Here is a 16,899-nt window from a genome sequence, read left to right on the forward strand (position 1 = left end):
CTCGTCCGGCTCCGCCGGACGGCCCGGCTCGACCCGTGCGCTGCGGCGGACTCCCTCGGCGGCCACGAGGGCGCTCCTGCCTCGGCAGGAACAACCTCCCGCCGCCGCGGCGCCCGGCCACGACGGCGAGGGCCCGGCGGAACCGGGGCGTGCCGGGCCCCTGCGGGTGCCGGTGGTCGCGGATTCCGCCGGGCTCTCGCCGTGGTGGTGTCTCGCCGTTGCGGCGGGGGGATTTTCCCGGCTTTGCCGGGCCGTCGCCGGGGTTGGGAGGGTTTCCGGCGGCGCCGGGCGGCCGGGCCCGGGCCTGGCGGGCCGTCGCGGCGGGCCCGCCCCGGGCTTGCCTGTGGGCCGGCCCGTTACGGTGTCGGCCACGTTGCGTACCGGCGTAGTCCGTACAGGAGTGGGGGCTGGGTCTCTGTGGTGCGTGGCGTGTGGGTGCGGACTATTTCGCCGATGACCACCGTGTGGTCGCCGGCGGGGTTCAGGCGGTGGACGCGGCACTCGGCCACCGTGTGGGCGTCCTCCGGCAGCAGGGGCAGGCCCGTGGCCGGGGAGCGCTCCCAGGGGACGGCCGAGAAGCGGCCCGCGTCGCGGTGGGCGAAGGCCTCCGCGGCGCGGCGGCCCGCCCCGTGCAGGAGGTTGACGGCGAACCAGCCCCGCTCGGCGAGCACCGGCAGGGTGCTGCCGCCGTTGGAGGCGCACACCAGCAGCAGCGGCGGGTCGAGGGAGACACCGCACCACGCCGTGCAGGCGAAGCCGTACGGGCTGCCGAGGCCGTCGTGCGTGGTGACCACGGCCACCCCGCCGGGATGGGCGGCCATCAGGGCGCGGTAGCTGTCGGGGTCGACGGGGGAGAGCGCGGTGGTCATGGCGGGGTCCTTCGGGTGGGTGTGCGGTTGCCGAGGGCCGCGGTGACGCCGATGCTGCCCAGGCACAGCACCGTCACCACCCCGGCGAAGACGCCGGCCGCCGTCATGAGCGTGCCGCCGGCCAGCAGCGCGGCCACGCCGACGACCGGCACGGTCAGGCCCAGGTACGCGGCGACGAAATAGCCGGAGACCAGCTCCGAGACGCGGTCGGGCGAAGCCTGGGACGTCACCAGCGCCAGGCCGGACTTGAAGGACGTGCCCGCGCCCGCGCCGCCCAGCACCGAGCCGCACAGGAAGACGGGCAGGGAGGCGGCGGACAGGCCCGTGAGGATGAGGCCGAGCCCGACCGGGACGGCGGTCATGCCGGCGACCAGGCCGGCGCGCGGCGCCATCCGCACCGCGAGGAGCTGGGCCGCCCCCGCGGAGCCGAAGGCGCTGAAGGCCACGAGGCCGACGGCGAGATGGCTGTGGTTGTGCAGCCCCTGCACGAGGAAGTTGCCCGCCAGCGCGGCCAGCAGGCCCAGCAGGGAGAACGAGGCGAAGACCGCGACCGCCGCGGCGGTGAACGGCCGCCGCACGGCGGGCGGCACCCCGATCCGCTGCGGGCGGATCCGGCCCCCGCGCGCCACGACCCGCTCGGGCAGCAGCACGAGGGCCGCGCCCGGCAGCAGCAGGACGATCAGGACGGTGTAGGGCAGCACCTCGGGCGAGGGCGCGTACTCCACGAGCACGCCCGACAGCAGCGCCCCGCTGCCGAGCCCGGCCATGTTGGTGACCGAGGCGATCAGGGCGGCCCGGGGCGGGGAGGGGTGCAGGTCTCTCAGATACGCGGTGGCGGCGCCGGTCGTCAGGCCCACCGAGACGCCGGAGAGCAGCCGCCCGGCGAACAGCCCCGGCAGGGTGGGCAGGGCGATGAAGACGACGCTGCTCGCCGCGGCCACGACCAGCGCCGGGACGAGCGTGGCCCGCCGCCCGATCTTGTCCGACAGCCCTCCGAACAGCAGCAGGGCGGCCAGGATGCCCGCCGCGTAGGCCGCGAAGACCAGGGCGACGACCGGCGGGGACAGGTGCAGCCGCTGCGCGTACAGGGCGTAGACGGGGGTCGGTACGGTGCCGCCCGCCATCACCACGAACAGCATGTACGTGACGATGGGGACGGCGGTACGTGGGACGGCGGGCAGGGCGGGGGCCGGGGCCCCCGCCGCGGCGAGCCGCCGCTGTCCGTTGGCCCTCACCAGTCGAAGGCCGTCGCGTCGTACAGGTTGACGCCGAGCGCGGCCTTGCCCAGGTACTCCAGGCACTCCTCCGGCTTGGCGGGCATCACGGAGGCGAAGGACGCCTCGCGCAGCAGCCGTTCCAGCGGCTGCGACCGGTTCACGGCCGCCGAGCCGCAGATCCGGACGGCGTCCTGCGCGAGGGCGGGCCCGGCCTCGCCGACGACGTACTTCGCGGCGTGCACGGCGGCGTTGGCCCCGACGCTGCCGCGCGCGGCGTCGACCCGCGCACCGGCCTCGGCGACCAGGGCCCGCGCCGCGCTCAGCCGCGCCGACATCCGGCCGAGCTCGCGCTGCAGCACCGGCGATGCGGCGCGCCGGGGCGAGGCGCCCACATGGTCCGTGGTGAAGCGCAGGATCGCCTCGGCGATGCCCAGGTAGGCGCCGGTGTACCCGGCGATCATCCAGTGCGGCTCGCGCACCAGCTTGTACAGGGACATCCCCTCGACGCCGAGGAAGAGCCGGGAGCGCGGCACGGTCACCGCGTCCAGGGTCATGCCCGCGGTGCTGGTGCCGTACATGGCGGACAGGCTGTGCACCTCCCCGAAGCCCACGCCGGGGTCGTCCGCGGCGACCACGAAGTGCGAGACCTCGCCGCTGCCGTCGGTGCCCTCGGCGCGGGCGGCGACCACGTAGTAGTCGGCGACGCCCGCCAGCGAGACGAAGGACTTCTCGCCGGTGATGACGTAACCGCCGTCCCCGGTACGGCGGTAGGAGGTGCGCACGCCGCGCAGCTTGGCGCCGCTGCCGGCCTCGGAGGTGGCGGAGGCGAACAGCTTCCGCCCGTGGACCACCTCGTCGAAGAGCCAGGACCGGAAGGCCTCCGCCGCGGGCGGCAGGGGCGTCCCGGCGGACTCGCACAGCGAGCCGATCGCGACGTTGTGCATGTTGAAGCCGAGGGCGGCGGCGCCGTTGTGGGCGCCCAGCACGGCCAGCACGCGGGAGTACCCGGCGAAGCCGAGCCCGGCGCCGCCGGCCTCGCGCGGCACGAGCAGGCCGAGCAGCCCGGCCTCGCGCAGGATGCGGTAGGTCTCGTGGCCGGTGGAGCGGCCCGCGTCCACCTCGGCGGCGAACGGGGCGAGGGCCGCCCCGGTCTCCTCGGCGAGGTCGAGCAGTTCGTCGAATTCCGCGGGCAGCGGCAGCTCGGTGGGCAAGGACATGGCCATGAGGGGCCTTTCGGAAATCGGATTCCCGGCTGGGGAATCGGTTCGCGAATCAGTTTTCGACGGGGAGCCCGAATTCACGGGCGACGCCGATGCGCAGCAGGTCGTTGGGCCCTGCATACGTGAGTGCCGCCATGGGGCTGTGCAGATCGGCGGGGAGTTCGGAATCGGCGATGAAGGCCCGTACGCCCGACAGCGCGGTGGCGTGCTCGGTCAGCCGTACGTAGTCCTCGGAAACGGAGATCTTGGTCAGGGCGGCCTCGGCCGCCAGCCGGCGGGTGGGCGTTCCCGCGTCCAGCCGCGCCGCCATGGCGTACAGCAGGGTGCGGGAGCGGTGCAGGACGAGCGCCATGTCGCTGATGCGGGCGGCCACTTGGTGGCTGGAGCCCATGCGGCGGCCGAAGTGGCCGCGCCCGGACGCCCAGTCCGTCAGGCGCTGCAGGGTGCGGCGCATCGGGCCGAGGGCGTAGCCGAGCAGCAGGGCCCGCTCCCACGTGGTGGTGGAGGAGAGGATCGCCAGGCCCGAGCCCTCGCCGCCGACGAGGCTGCCGGCCTCCAGCCGCACCCCGTCGAAGACGAGCTCGCCCATCGGCACGCCGGGCAGCGCGGTCTTGGCGAAGGCGTCGGCGCGGGTCACGCCCGGGGTGGCGACGGGGAAGAGGAAGGCGGACAGGGCGAAGGGCGAGCGGCCCTGCTCGGTGCGGGCGAAGACCAGGGCCAGGTCGGCCACGGGGGCGGCGGTGATGAAGGTCTTGGCGCCCTCCAGCACATAGCCGCCGCCGTCGCTGCCGTCACGGTCGCCGTCGCCGTTGCCTTCGCGCCGGGCGCGGGTGTCCATCGACAGCGGGTCGCTGCCGCCCTTGCGCTCGGTGAGGGCGTGGCACAGCAGCTCCCGCCCGTCCTGGATGCGGGCGACGGACCGCCATGCGTCGGCGGGGAGCACGGCGCGCAGCGGGTACTCCATGCCGAACACCTGGGAGGCCATGGCGTAGACGACACCGGGGTCGGCGCCGGCCAGGCCGATGCCCTCGATCATGGCGAGCGAGCGGGTGACGGGCCCCGGGGCGGCGTCGTCCGCGGACTCCCCGGGACCGGGCTCCGGGGGGTCCAGACGCAGCACGCCGAGTCCGGCCAGGGCCTCCCACTGGTCGCGGAAGGCCTTCCCGGCCAGCTGCTCCACCAGGGGCAGGGCCCGGTCGCGGTACTCGTCGACCACGGCCTCGGTCCCCGGCGGACCGGAGCGCAGCAGACGGTCGGCGGCGCTCATCGCGCGGCCCCCGCCCGGATGTCCTCCAGCACGCTCCACAGCGCCTGAGGGCTGCGGAAGTTGGCCGCGACGATCTCGGCGTCCGGCAGGACGATGCCGGCCCGGGCGTCGAGCGCCGCGACGATCTGCATGATCGACAGGGAGTCCAGCAGGCCCTGTTCGAGCAGCGGGGTGTCGGGACGGAGCTGCTGCGGCTCCTCGCCGCGCCCCCAGGTGATCTTGCTGCTGATCAGGGTGCAGAGGTCCTCTACGGTGTTCACGACGTTTCCTCCGTTGGGGTTACGCAGTGGGTGGTCAGTACGTAGTGGGCGATCAGTCGGTGCGGGCGGCGAGCGCGCGGCGGTCGACCTTGCCGCGGGCGTTGACGGGCAGGGCGGCGGCCAGGACGACGCGGTCGGGGAGCATGCGCAGCGGCAGGAGCCCGCGCAGACCGGCGAGGATGTCCTCGGTGATCTCTTCAGTGATGTCCTCGGAGCTCTGCTCGGCGGCCGCACCGCCCTCGCCGCCCCCCTGGACGTACGCCCAGATCTCGCCGTGGTGCGCGCCGTCCTTGGCGACGACCGCGGCGGCGGTGACGCGGGGCAGCGCGAGCACGGCGCTCTCGACGTCGAGCAGGTCGATGCGGTGGCCGCGCCGCTTGACCTGGGTGTCGCCGCGGCCGCGCAGGAAGACGCGGCCGTCGGCGGTGATGCGGCCGATGTCGCCGGTGGCGTAGGCGCGGCGGGCGACGCCGTCGCGGAAGCGCACCGTTCGGGTGGGGTCGGTGAGGGTCCCGTCCTGCAGGTATCCCTGGAAGACGGTGGCACCGGCGACGTGGATCTCGCCGGTGCCGTCGGTGGGCAGGCCGTCCTCGCCGAGGACGTCGACGACGACGACGCCGTCGACGGCCCGGCCGATGGTGATCTCCTGGTCGGCCGTCCAGCCGGCGGGCACCCGGCTGTACGTGCAGACGTTGGTCTCCGTAGGCCCGTAGAGGTTGTAGAAGGGCACGTCGCCCAGGAGGTGCAGATAGCGCTCCAGGGGGCGCGGTGCGAAGGGCTCGCCCGCGAACGCCGCCACGCGCAGGGAGGCCGGGAAGTCCTGCGCGATGCCGCCCCGTTCGAGCATGCCCTGGTAGAGGGAGGGCACCGCGTAGAAGGCGGTGATCCTCTGGTCGTGGAGCCAGCCGACGACGTCGCGCGGGAAGGCCCGCAGGACGTCGGGCATGAGGACGGCGCAGGCGCCCGCCGCGGCCGTGCTGAACAGGTCGAAGGTCGTGAGGTCGAAGGTCAGGGCGGCCTGGGAGCCCACGCGGTCGGTCTCCGTCAGCCCGAGCTCGGCGGCGGCCCAGAGCGCGAAGTGGGCGACGTTGGCGTGGGAGAGGAGCACCCCTTTGGGGCGGCCGGTGCTGCCGGAGGTGAAGAGGACGTAGCCGCCGCGGTCGGTGGGCGCGGGCAGCGGGGCGGGGCGGTCCGCCGGGGCGAGGGTGCGGATCCGGTGCAGGCCGTGGTCCAGGGCGCCCTCGTCCGGCTCGGGCCCCGCGCCCGCCTCGGCGGCGGCGCGGCGGCAGCCCTCCAGGGAGCGGTCCGAGGCGAGCAGCAGGGAGATCCCGGCGCCGCGCACCATGTGGGCCGTGCGGACGGGCGGGTCGGCGACGTCGAGCGGGGCCACGACCGCCCCGGCCCGCAGCGCCGCGTAGATGCCGAGGACCGCCTCGGGGCCCTTGGGCGCGAGGACGCCCACGCGGTCCCCGGTCTCCAGGCCGGCCGAGCGCAGCTGCCGGGCCAGCCCGTCGACGGCGCGGTCGAGTTCGGCGTAGGTCCAGGTGCGGCCCCGGGCGGTGAGGGCGGGGCGGGAGGGGTGCCGGCGGGCGGACGTGGCGAGCAGGCCGTCCAGGCGGATGTCGTCGAGGTCGCTCATGGTCGGGTCTCCTGGCGCGAGGGCTGCCCGGCGGGGCCGGTGGGGCGGGCGGTGCGAGAGGGGCCGGAGGTGGTGGTGAGGAGGGAGGTGCCGAGGAAGGAGGTGCTGAGGAAGGAGTGGACGGCGTCCACGACGTCGTCGGGCCGTTCGAGGTGCGGGGCGTGGCCGCAGCCCGCCAGCTCCAGGCGCTGCACGGGCCCGCCGAGGCCGCGCTCGGCGGCGTCGAGGTGCGCGAAGGTGCCGTAGGGGTCGCCGTCGCCCTGGACGAGGAGGACGGGGGCGGTGGCGCCGGCCAGATCGCCCTCGATGTCCCAGCCGCGGAAGGCGTCGGAGAGCCACAGCCCGCTCCAGCGCCGGAACACCGTGAGCGGGTCCTGGTGGTAGAAGGCCAGCTCCTTGGCGAGCGGCCCGGATGCGTGGGACGCGCGGGCCGCGGCGACGCCGCGCAGCGTCTGCGGCTCGGCGAACAGGTGCGGGGCGATGGCGACGACGGCCTCGACGGGGTGCGCGGCCGCGTGCAGGAGCGCGATCGAGGCGCCTTCGCTGTGGCCGACGAGCACGGGGCGGTGGATGCCGAGCCGGGCGAGCAGCTCGGGGAGGACGTCGCGGGCCTCCTCGTGCAGGGAGTGCGGGGTGCGCTCCTGCGGCGCGGGGCCCGAACTTCCGTGCCCGTGCCGGGAGAAGACCAGGGTGCGGCGGCCGGTGGCCGCCGCCAGGCGGGCCGGGAAGCGCCGCCACATGGCGATGCAGCCCAGGCCTTCGTGGAGGAGGACGAGCGGGGCGGCTTCGGGGTCGCCTTCGAGGGCGGTGTATTCGACGGGCCCTCGGGAAATCTCGATGGTGGGCATGAAGAGTCCTTGGTGTGAGGGCCGGTTGCCCGAAAGGAAGCGCCGGCCGTCGCCGGGAACCGATAATTGCGAAGGTCAATGACGACGTCAACTGCTTTATGTATTCATGGAGTTGACTCAACCGTCCCGGCGCGCGTGGTAAAATGCGGCAATCCTTGGAATGTGTAATTCCCCCGTTTGTCCATGGAGGTTTTCCTCCATGGCGGTCCGGCGTCTTCCTCCACCGCCCTGCGGAGTTCGCAGAGAATCCCGTGGCGTTTTCCGCGGTGCGCCGAACGTCTGATCGAGCGCGGTGGTCGCCGCGGCCCCGGTCAGGGCACCCGTCCCGGCTCGGTCCGCCGGACGGCCGAGCCCTCCGCGAGCCCGTTGCGGCGAGTGCTGCCAGGACCCGTGCGGCCGCCTGCCACCTGCGGTAGGACTGATGCATGGTGAAGATCCTGATCTCCGCGGACATGGAAGGCGCGACCGGCGTCACCTGGCCGGCCGACGTGCTGCCCGGCGCCTCGCAGTGGGAACGGTGCCGCCATCTGTTCACCTCGGACGTGAACGCGGCCGTCGCGGGCTTCTACGACGGCGGCGCCGACGAGGTCGTCATCAACGAAGCGCACTGGAGCATGCGCAATCTGCTGCTGGAGAAACTGGACGACCGGGCCCAGATGCTCACCGGCAAGCACAAGACCCTGAGCATGGTCGAGGGCGTGCAGCACGGCGATGTCGACGGCATCGCCTTCGTGGGCTATCACACGGGGGCCGGCACCCCGGGCGTCCTGGCCCACACCTACCTCGCCAACACGATCACCGGCGTCTGGGTGGACGGCGCGCGGGCGAGCGAGGGGTTGCTCAACTCCCTCGTCGTCGCGGAATACGGTGTTCCCGTGGTGTTGGTGACGGGCGACGACCTGACCTGTGCGGACGCCAAGGGATATGCCCCGCTGGCCCGTTCGGTGGCCGTGAAGGACTGCGTCTCCCGCTATGCGGCCGTCTGCCGCACCCCCGCGCGCACGGCCGCGGACATCCGGGCCGCGGCCCGGGAGGCGACGGCCCTGGCCGTGCGGTACGAGCCCAGGGCCGGCGGCGGCCCGTTCACCGTCGACATCGAGTTCGACGCCGACCACCTGGCCGGGGCGGCGACGGTGATCCCGGGCGTCGTGCCCAGCGGCGAGCGCCGGGTCTCGTACACCTCGGCGACCATGTACGACGGCATCCGCTGCTTCAAGGCGGTCACGACCGTCGTGTCGGCCGCGGTGGAGGAGCAGTATGGCTGAGATCACGACGGAAGAGACCCGAGAGACCCGAGAGACGGAAGGGCCGGAAGGGCCGGTACGGGCGGAGGCGGTGGAGGGAGCGCAGGGAGCGGCCGTCCGGGTGGACGAGCGCGCCCTCGACGAGGCGGTGCGCTTCACCTCCGACCTGATCCGTATCGACACGACCAACCGCGGCGCGGGCGACTGCCGGGAACGGGAGGCCGCCGAGTACGTGGCGGCGGCGCTGGGCGAGGCCGGCATCGAGCCGGTGCTGCTGGAGAAGGAGCCGGGCCGGACGAACGTGGTCGCCCGCGTCCCGGGCACCGATCCGGGCGCCCCCGCACTGCTCGTCCACGGCCACCTCGACGTGGTCCCCGCCGACCCCGCCGAGTGGAGCGTCCACCCCTTCTCGGGCGAGGTCCGCGACGGCGTGGTGTGGGGCCGCGGCGCCGTCGACATGAAGAACACGGACGCCATGGTCCTGTCCGTCGTACGGGCCTGGGCGCGCGCCGGCGCCCGGCCCCCGTGCGACATCGTGCTCGCCTTCACCGCCGACGAGGAGGACCGCGCCTGGACGGGCGCCGCCTTCCTGGCCGAGGAGCACCCGGGCCTGTTCGAGGGCTGCCGGTACGCGATCGGCGAGTCGGGCGCCTACACCTTCCACGCGGACGGCGGGCTGCGGCTGTACCCCGTGGCGGCGGGGGAGCGGGGCACGGCCTGGCTCAAGCTCACGGCGCGCGGCAGGGCGGGCCACGGCTCGAAGCCCAATCAGGCCAACGCCGTCACCCGGCTGGCCGAGGCGCTGGCGCGGATCGGCCGGCACCGCTGGCCGGTGAGGCTGTCCCCGGTCGTGCACGCCGCCCTCGTGGAGATCGCCGCCCTGCACGGCGTCGAAGCCGACCCCGGCGCGCCCGGCTTCGACGTCGACGCGCTGCTGGAGGAGCTGGGCTCCGCGTCCCGGCTCCTGGCCTCGACGGTCCGCAACAGCTCCAACCCGACGATGCTGGACGCGGGCTACAAGGTCAACGTGATCCCGGGGGCCGCCGTCGGGCACGTGGACGGGCGCGTCGTTCCGGGCGGCGAGGAGGAGTTCCGCACCACGCTGGACGAGCTCACCGGGCCGCACGTGGAGTGGGAGTACTACCAGCGGGGGCGGGCGCTGCAGGCCCCGCTGGGCACCCCGCTGTTCGCCCGGATGCAGGAGGCGCTGGAGCGCTTCGACCCCGGGGGGCACGTGGTGCCGTTCTGCATGTCCGGCGGCACCGACGCCAACCAGTTCTCGCGGCTGGGCATCGACTGCTACGGATTCGCCCCGCTGAAGCTGCCCGCGGACTTCGACTACCAGGCGCTGTTCCACGGCGTCGACGAGCGGGTGCCCTGCGACGCACTGCACTTCGGCGTCCGGGTGCTGGACCACTTTCTGATGGAACGCGGCCCCGCGGGCCGTTTCGAGGAGGCGTAACAGATCATGGTGACCACGGCGCCCTACGGAGCCTGGCAGTCCCCGGTCGGTGCGGAGCTCGCCGCGTCGGCCGGCGGCGGACCGGACTTCGTGGGCACGGTCGGCGACGAGCTGTGGTGGGCCGCACCACGCCCGGCGGAGGAGGGCCGCTTCACCCTCGTGCGGCGGCGGGCGAGCGGGGCCGAGGAGACGGTGCTGCCCGCCCCCTGGAACGTGCGCAACAGGGTTCTGGAGTACGGCGGCCTGCCGTGGGCGGCGGTGGCCCGCGCCTCCGGCGGCCCGCTGGTGGTCTTCACCCACTTCGCCGACCAGCGGCTCTACGCCTTCGAGCCCGACGCCCCGGGCGGCGGCGCCCCGCGGCCCCTGACCCCCGTCTCCTCGGTGGGCGGCGGGCTGCGCTGGGCCGATCCGGTGCTGCTGCCCGGCCGCGGCGAGGTGTGGTGCGTGCTGGAGGAGTTCACCGGCGAGGGGCCGTGCGACGTGCGCCGGCTGCTCGCGGCCGTCCCGCTGGACGGCTCGGCGGCACAGGACCGCGGGGCCGTACGGGAGCTGACCGACGGCCGCAACCGCTTCGTCACCGGGCCGCGGATCTCCCCGGACGGGCGGCAGGCCGCCTGGATCGCCTGGGACCACCCCCGGATGCCCTGGGAGGGCAGCGAGCTGAAGACCGCTCAGGTCTCGGCGGACGGCCGGCTCCCGGACGCCCGTACGGTCATGGGCGGGCCCGCGGAGTCCGTCGCCCAGGTGGAGTGGGCCGAGGACGGCTCGCTGGTCGCGGCGAGCGACCGCACCGGCTGGTGGAACCTCTACCGCGTCGACCCGGCGACGGGGGAGAGCGCGGCGCTGTGCCGCCGCGAGGAGGAGTTCGCGGGGCCGCTGTGGCGCGTGGGGCAGCGCTGGTTCGCGCCGCTGCCGGGAGGGCTGGTCGCCGCCCTCCACGGCCGCGGCGCCGCCGTCCTCGGCGTCCTCGACCCCCGCAGCGGCGAGATCGCGGACGTGGCCGGGCCGTGGACCGAGTGGGCGCCGACCCTGGCGGTGACCGGCACCCGCGCCGTGGGGGTCGCCGCGAGCCCGTACAGCGCGTACGAGGTCGTCGAGCTCGACGTCTGCACGGGCCGGGCCCGGGCGGTCGGCGCCCGGCACACCGACCGCGTGGACCCCGCCTACTACCCGCGGCCGCTGACGCGCACCTTCGGCGGGCCGGACGGGCGCGAGGTGCACGCCCACCTCCACCCGCCGCACAGCCCCGACCACAGCGCCCCGGACGGAGAGCTGCCGCCGTACGTGGTGTGGGCGCACGGCGGCCCCACCGCCCGCACGCCCCTCGTGCTCGACCTGGCCGTCGCCTTCTTCACCTCCCGCGGCATCGGCGTCGCCGAGGTGAACTACGGCGGCTCGACGGGCTACGGGCGCGCGTACCGCGAGCGGCTGCGGGGGCAGTGGGGCGTGGTGGACGTCGAGGACTGCGCGGCGGTGGCCGCGGCGCTGGCCCGCGAGGGCATCGCCGACCCGGCCCGGATCGCGATTCGCGGCGGCAGCGCGGGCGGCTGGACGGCGGCGGCCTCGCTCGCCGCCGGCTCGCTCTACGCCTGCGGCACCATCCTCTACCCGGTGCTGGATCCGGAGACCTGGACGGCGGAGGGCGGCACGCACGACTTCGAGTCGCGCTACCTGGACTCGCTGATCGGCCCCCGGGAGGAGGTGCCCGAGCGCTACCGGGAGCGCTCGCCGCTGCACCGGGCGGACCGGATCTGCGCACCCTTCCTGCTGCTGCAGGGGCTGGCCGACCCCGTCTGCCCGCCCGCCCAGAGCGAGCGGCTGCTGGCGGCGATGGCCGGCCGCGGGGTGCCGCACACCTATATCGCCTTCGAGGGCGAGGGGCACGGCTTCCGCCGGGCCGCCACGGTCGTGCGCGCGCTGGAGGCGGAACTGTCCCTGTATGCGCAGACCTTCGGGGTCACCGCGCCGGGCGTGGCGGTGCTGGAGCTCGTGACCTGACGGGCCGGAACCTGCGCCCTCTAGGGGGGTGGCCGCCCGGGCAGTCGGGGGCCACCCCCCTATAGGCAAGAGCGTGAGGTTAGCCTAACCTAAGCCTTGCTCGTGCGCCCCCGCGCACGGATGAGGCAAGGCGCCCCCTCCGTGCGGCCGTTCGATCCGGCCGTGCGGGTCATGTAAGGTAAGGCTTACCTTAGTTCGAATTGGGAATCGGGGGAACCGCAAGTGCAGCAGTCAGAACTCTCCGGCCGCATCGCGCTGGTCACCGGCGCCGGCCAGGGCATAGGCGAGGCCGTGACCCGCGCCCTCGTCGCCCGGGGAGCGCGCGTCGCGGCCCTTGACTGGACCCCGGACGGCATCAAGGACCTGGAGGCCGAATTCGGCCGTGACAAGGTCACCGCCCACACCGCGGACGTCGCCGACAGCGCCGCCGTCGAGGCCGTCGTCGCGGAGGTCGAGGACACCCTCGGCCCCCTGGCCATCCTCGTCAACGTCGCCGGGGTGCTGCGCACCTCGCCCGTCGTCGACATCACCGACGACACCTGGCACCGCACCTTCGCCGTGAACTCCACCGGCGTCTTCAATGCCTCCCGCGCCGCCGCCCGCCGCATGACGGAGCGCCGCTCCGGCTGCATCGTCACCGTCGGCTCCAACGCCGCCGGCGTGCCGCGCACCAGCATGGCCGCCTACGCCGCCTCCAAGGCCGCCGCCACCATGTTCACCAAGTGCCTCGGGCTGGAACTGGCCCGCAGCGGCATCCGCTGCAACGTCGTCTCGCCCGGCTCCACCGACACCGCCATGCAGCGCGGGCTGTGGGCCGACGAGGAGGCGCCCCTGCGCGTCATCGAGGGCGACCCCGAGTCGTACCGCGTCGGCATCCCCCTCGGCCGGATCGCCGAGCCGTCCGACATCGCGGACGCCGTCGCCTTCCTCGTCTCGGACCGTGCGCGGCACATCACGATGCACGACCTGTACGTCGACGGGGGCGCGACGCTGCGCGCCTGAGCGCACCGTCTCCGGGGCTCCGCCCCGGACCCCGGTCCTCGGTCTCCCCCGGCTGACGCTGGGAGGTGCCCCCGGACGGGCTCAAGAAATCTGAGCCCGTCCGGCGGCTGAGGAATCCGCGCGCAGCGCGGTGCGGGGGGCCGGGGGCTCGCCCCCGGGAAACGGCGAAAGGGCGGGTCAGGGGCACCGACGGCCCACAAGGCCGGCCCCCACCCGGACACTTCACGAAACACCCACCCGGTGCGACCCACCGGAGGAACGGAGCAGCAAAGGTGACCACCGCTCACCACGTCGCGGATCGGCCGGGCGGCAGCGAGCCCGGCGCCCCCGTCGGGGGTGACATCGTCGGCGCCGCCACCTCGCTCCTCGACGCCTACGAGCCCGGGCGCGCCCGCTTCTTCGCCTCCCCGACCCGCACCCTCCTCGCCCACGGCACCCGGGCCGAAGTGCCGCACGGCGCCGCCCCCGTGGCGCAGCGCGTGGCCGAGACTCTCGACGCCCGCCTGCTGGCCGGCGACGAGGCGCCGGTCGTCGTCGGCGCGGTCCCCTTCGACCAGGGCGCGCCCGCCGCGCTGGCCGTGCCCGAGGCCGTCCGCTGGGCGCCGCCGCTCGGCGAGGACCCGCTGATCGCCCTGCCCGCCGCGGCCCCCGGCGCCGCCCGCTGGGACGTCCGGCCCGTGCCCGCGCCCGCGGGCTACGGCGCCGCGGTCGCCGAGGCCGTCCGCCGCATGCAGCGCGGCGACTTCGCCAAGGTCGTCCTCGCCCGCACCCTGGAGCTCTCCTCCGACCGCGACATCGACCTGCCCGCCCTGCTGCAGCGCCTCGCCCGCCGCGACCCGGCCGGCTACACCTTCGCCCTGCCCACCGGCCCCGGCCGCACCCTGCTCGGCGCGAGCCCCGAGCTGCTGGTCTCCCGGCGCGGCGGCACCCTGGTCGCCAACCCGCTGGCCGGATCCACGCCGCGCAGCGCCGACCTCGCCGAGGACGTCCGCCGCGCCGCCGCCCTCCTGCAGTCGGAGAAGGACCTGCACGAGCACGCGGTCGTCGTGGACGCCGTCCGCGAGGCCCTCGCCCCGTACTGCCGCAGCCTGCACGTGCCCGAGCGGCCCACGCTGGTGCGCACGGCCGCCATGTGGCACCTGTCGACGACCGTGACCGGCGAGCCGGCCGACCCGGCGGTGTCCGCGCTGGAGCTGGCCTCCGCGCTGCACCCCACGCCCGCCGTCTGCGGCACCCCGACCACCACCGCGCGCGACGTCATCGGCGAGCTGGAGCCCTTCGACCGCGGCTTCTTCACGGGCATGGTCGGCTGGGGCGACGCGAACGGCGACGGCGAATGGGTCGTCACCATCCGCTGTGCCGAGGCGGAGGAGCGCACCCTGCGGCTGTACGCCGGGGCGGGTGTGGTCGCGCAGTCCTCGCCGGAGGCCGAGACGGCCGAGACCGGCGCCAAGTTCCAGACGTTCCTGCAGGCTGTGGGGGTTGACCAGTGACCATGCACGACACCGGTGCGGAGACGCCCGACGCTCCGGGCTATCCGGCCGAGTTCGCCGAGCGCTACCGCGCGGCGGGCTACTGGCGCGGAGAAACGTTCGGGCAGATGCTGCGCGAGCGCGCGCAGGCGCACCCGGACCGCGTCGCCATCGTGGACCCCGCAGGGGAGGGAAGGCGCTGGACGTACGGCGAGCTCGACCTGCGCGCCGACCGGCTGGCCGCAGGCCTCCTCGCCCGCGGCATCGGCAAGGGCGACCGCGTCGTCGTCCAGCTGCCGAACGTCGCCGAGTTCTTCGAGGTCGTCTTCGCGCTCTTCCGTATCGGCGCCCTTCCCGTCTTCGCGCTGCCCGCCCACCGCGAGACCGAGATCCGCCACTTCTGCGCCTTCACCGAGGCCGCCGCCTACGTCATACCCGACGTCAGCGAGGGCTACGACTACCGCGAGCTGGCCACGAAGATCCGCGCGGAGGTCCCGACTCTCAAGCACGTCCTGGTCGCCGGCGAGCCCGGCGAGCACACCGCCCTGGCCGAGGCCACCGCCGAGCCCGTGGCCGTCCCGGACGCCCCGGCCCCGCACGAGCTGGCCTTCCTCCAGCTCTCCGGCGGCTCCACGGGCGTGCCCAAGCTCATCCCGCGCACCCACGACGACTACATCTACTCGCTGTGGGGCTCCAACGAGATCTGCGGCGTGGACGAGGACAGCGTCTACCTCTGCGCGCTGCCCGCCGCCCACAACTTCCCCCTGAGCTCCCCGGGCACCCTCGGCGCGCTCTACGCCGGCGCCCGCGTCGTCCTCGCCCCCCGCCCCAGCCCCGACGTGGCCTTCCCGCTCATCGAGGCCGAGGGCGTCACGATCACCGGCCTGGTCCCCCCGCTCGCCCTCGTGTGGACCGAGGCCGCGGCGCAGACCCCGCACGACCTGAGCAGCCTTCAGGTCCTGCTGGTGGGCGGCGCGAAGTTCAGCGAGGAGGCGGCGCGCCGGGTGCGCCCGGCCCTCGGCTGCACCCTCCAGCAGGTCTTCGGCATGGCGGAGGGCCTGGTGAACTACACCCGCCTGGACGACCCCGAGGAGACGATCGTCACCACCCAGGGCCGCCCGATCTCGCCCGACGACGAGATCCGTATCGTCGACGACGAGGACGACGACCTGCCCGCGGGGGAGACCGGCCACCTGCTCACCCGGGGCCCGTACACCATCCGCGGCTACTGGCGGGCTCCCGGGCACAACGCCACCGCCTTCACCGCCGACGGCTTCTACCGCACCGGCGACGTCGTCCGGCTGACCGAGACGGGCCACATCGTCGTCGAGGGACGGGCCAAGGACCAGATCAACCGCGGCGGCGAGAAGGTCGCCGCCGAGGAGATCGAGAACCACATCCTCGCCCACCCGGCCGTACACGACGTCGCCGTCGTCTCCATGCCCGACGCCTACCTCGGCGAGCGCACCTGCGCCTACGTGGTCCTGCGCGAAGGGGCCGCACCCGTGAAGTCCCTCGCCGTCAAGAAGTTCGTCCGCGAGCGCGGACTCGCCGCCTTCAAGGTCCCCGACCGGGTGGAGTTCGTGACGGAGTTCCCGCAGACGGGCATCGGCAAGGTGTCGAAGAAGGACCTCCGCGCGGCCATCGCCGCACAGGTCGCCGCCGCAGCAGCGGCACAGCACTGAGCACGCCGACAAGTACAGAGAAGTACACAGAAGCACCGAGAAGCACCGAGAAGCACCGAGAAAGGCTCACCGACCACCATGGCACTGCCTGCCATCGCCCCCTATCCCATGCCGCGGGCCGCCGACCTGCCCGCGAACAAGGTCGGCTGGACCGTCGACCCGGGCCGCGCCGTGCTGCTCGTGCACGACCTGCAGAACTACTTCCTCGACGCGTTCGAGGCCGGGGCCTCGCCCGTCACCGAGCTGCTGGCCAACGTCGCCGCGGTGAAGAAGGACTGCGAGCGCCTCGGCGTCCCCGTCGTCTACTCGGCCCAGCCCGGCGGCCAGAGCCCCGCCGAGCGCGGTCTGCAGCAGGACTTCTGGGGCCCGGGCCTGCCGGACGACGAGCGCGCCAAGGCCATCGCCGACGCCGTCGCGCCGACGGGCGCCGACACGGTCCTGACCAAGTGGAAGTACAGCGCCTTCGTGCGCACCGACCTCGCCGAGCGGATGGCCGCCCAGGGCCGCGACCAGCTGATCATCGTCGGCGTGTACGCGCACATCGGCGTCATGATGAGCGCCTGCGACGCCTGGATGCGCGACATCCAGTCCTTCCTCGTGGCCGATGCCGTCGCCGACTTCTCGGCCGAGGACCACGCCATGGCGCTGCGCTGGGCAGCCGCCAAGTGCGCCGTAGTGACCACCACCGACCGGCTCTTCGAAGGGGCGTAACACCC

At 74.5% G+C, this 16,899-nt stretch carries 14 protein-coding genes; 7 read left to right on the forward strand and 7 right to left on the reverse strand.

The features are described 5' to 3' along the window. Positions 1 to 356 precede the first annotated feature (356 nt). From IE241_RS02675 to IE241_RS02705, 7 genes are read right to left on the reverse strand one after another with little or no spacing between them, the layout of a single operon-like run. Positions 357 to 869: a flavin reductase family protein gene (locus tag IE241_RS02675; RefSeq protein WP_190019913.1), complete on the reverse strand. Its 513-nt coding sequence runs from the start codon at positions 867 to 869 to the stop codon at positions 357 to 359. Further along, entirely contained in the window at positions 866 to 2,104 is a 1,239-nt protein-coding gene (locus IE241_RS02680) for an MFS transporter (RefSeq protein WP_190019914.1), read from the reverse strand. Before IE241_RS02680 ends, IE241_RS02675 begins: the two co-directional genes overlap by 4 nt. Next, positions 2,101 to 3,303, reverse strand: coding sequence for an acyl-CoA dehydrogenase family protein (locus IE241_RS02685; protein ID WP_190019915.1), 1,203 nt, complete (start codon positions 3,301 to 3,303; stop codon positions 2,101 to 2,103). Before IE241_RS02685 ends, IE241_RS02680 begins: the two co-directional genes overlap by 4 nt. Before the next feature lie 55 nt (positions 3,304 to 3,358). Then, a complete protein-coding gene (locus IE241_RS02690) occupies positions 3,359 to 4,573 on the reverse strand; it encodes an acyl-CoA dehydrogenase family protein (protein ID WP_190019916.1) in 1,215 nt (404 codons plus the stop codon). Then, the gene (locus IE241_RS02695; RefSeq protein WP_190019917.1) at positions 4,570 to 4,833 is read right to left on the reverse strand and encodes an acyl carrier protein; all 264 of its coding nucleotides are present in this window, start codon (positions 4,831 to 4,833) and stop codon (positions 4,570 to 4,572) included. The genes IE241_RS02690 and IE241_RS02695 overlap by 4 nt, the downstream gene beginning before the upstream one ends. A 52-nt stretch (positions 4,834 to 4,885) precedes the next feature. Beyond that, positions 4,886 to 6,472 carry an amino acid adenylation domain-containing protein gene (locus IE241_RS02700; protein WP_190019918.1) on the reverse strand — a complete coding sequence of 529 codons (1,587 nt, stop codon included), beginning with the start codon at positions 6,470 to 6,472 and terminating at the stop codon, positions 4,886 to 4,888. Beyond that, positions 6,469 to 7,320: an alpha/beta fold hydrolase gene (locus IE241_RS02705; protein ID WP_190019919.1), complete on the reverse strand. Its 852-nt coding sequence runs from the start codon at positions 7,318 to 7,320 to the stop codon at positions 6,469 to 6,471. The genes IE241_RS02700 and IE241_RS02705 overlap by 4 nt, the downstream gene beginning before the upstream one ends. Before the next feature lie 428 nt (positions 7,321 to 7,748). On the opposite strand from IE241_RS02705, the gene IE241_RS02710 reads away from it, so the two are divergent. The 7 genes from IE241_RS02710 to IE241_RS02740 all read left to right on the forward strand — a co-directional run bounded on the left by IE241_RS02710 (position 7,749) and on the right by IE241_RS02740 (position 16,894). Further along, a complete protein-coding gene (locus tag IE241_RS02710; protein ID WP_190020417.1) occupies positions 7,749 to 8,585 on the forward strand; it encodes a M55 family metallopeptidase in 837 nt (278 codons plus the stop codon). Then, positions 8,578 to 10,026 carry a M20/M25/M40 family metallo-hydrolase gene (locus IE241_RS02715; protein WP_190019920.1) on the forward strand — a complete coding sequence of 483 codons (1,449 nt, stop codon included), beginning with the start codon at positions 8,578 to 8,580 and terminating at the stop codon, positions 10,024 to 10,026. The genes IE241_RS02710 and IE241_RS02715 overlap by 8 nt, the downstream gene beginning before the upstream one ends. A 6-nt stretch (positions 10,027 to 10,032) precedes the next feature. Beyond that, positions 10,033 to 12,024, forward strand: coding sequence for a S9 family peptidase (locus IE241_RS02720; RefSeq protein WP_190019921.1), 1,992 nt, complete (start codon positions 10,033 to 10,035; stop codon positions 12,022 to 12,024). Between the two features lie 222 nt (positions 12,025 to 12,246). Continuing rightward, on the forward strand, positions 12,247 to 13,026 hold the full coding sequence (locus tag IE241_RS02725; RefSeq protein WP_190019922.1) for a 2,3-dihydro-2,3-dihydroxybenzoate dehydrogenase: 780 nt from the start codon (positions 12,247 to 12,249) through the stop codon (positions 13,024 to 13,026). A 272-nt stretch (positions 13,027 to 13,298) separates the two neighbouring features. Further along, positions 13,299 to 14,519 (forward strand): isochorismate synthase DhbC, encoded by a 1,221-nt coding sequence (gene dhbC, locus IE241_RS02730; RefSeq protein ID WP_373300546.1) that lies wholly within the window; start codon positions 13,299 to 13,301, stop codon positions 14,517 to 14,519. Positions 14,520 to 14,521: 2 nt separating this feature from the next. Beyond that, positions 14,522 to 16,183, forward strand: coding sequence for a (2,3-dihydroxybenzoyl)adenylate synthase (locus IE241_RS02735; protein WP_190020419.1), 1,662 nt, complete (start codon positions 14,522 to 14,524; stop codon positions 16,181 to 16,183). A gap of 78 nt (positions 16,184 to 16,261) precedes the next feature. Beyond that, a complete protein-coding gene (locus IE241_RS02740; protein ID WP_190019923.1) occupies positions 16,262 to 16,894 on the forward strand; it encodes an isochorismatase family protein in 633 nt (210 codons plus the stop codon). The last annotated feature ends 5 nt before the right edge of the window (positions 16,895 to 16,899 follow it).

This window comes from Streptomyces hiroshimensis, from assembly GCF_014650335.1.
Taxonomy (GTDB): domain Bacteria; phylum Actinomycetota; class Actinomycetes; order Streptomycetales; family Streptomycetaceae; genus Streptomyces; species Streptomyces hiroshimensis.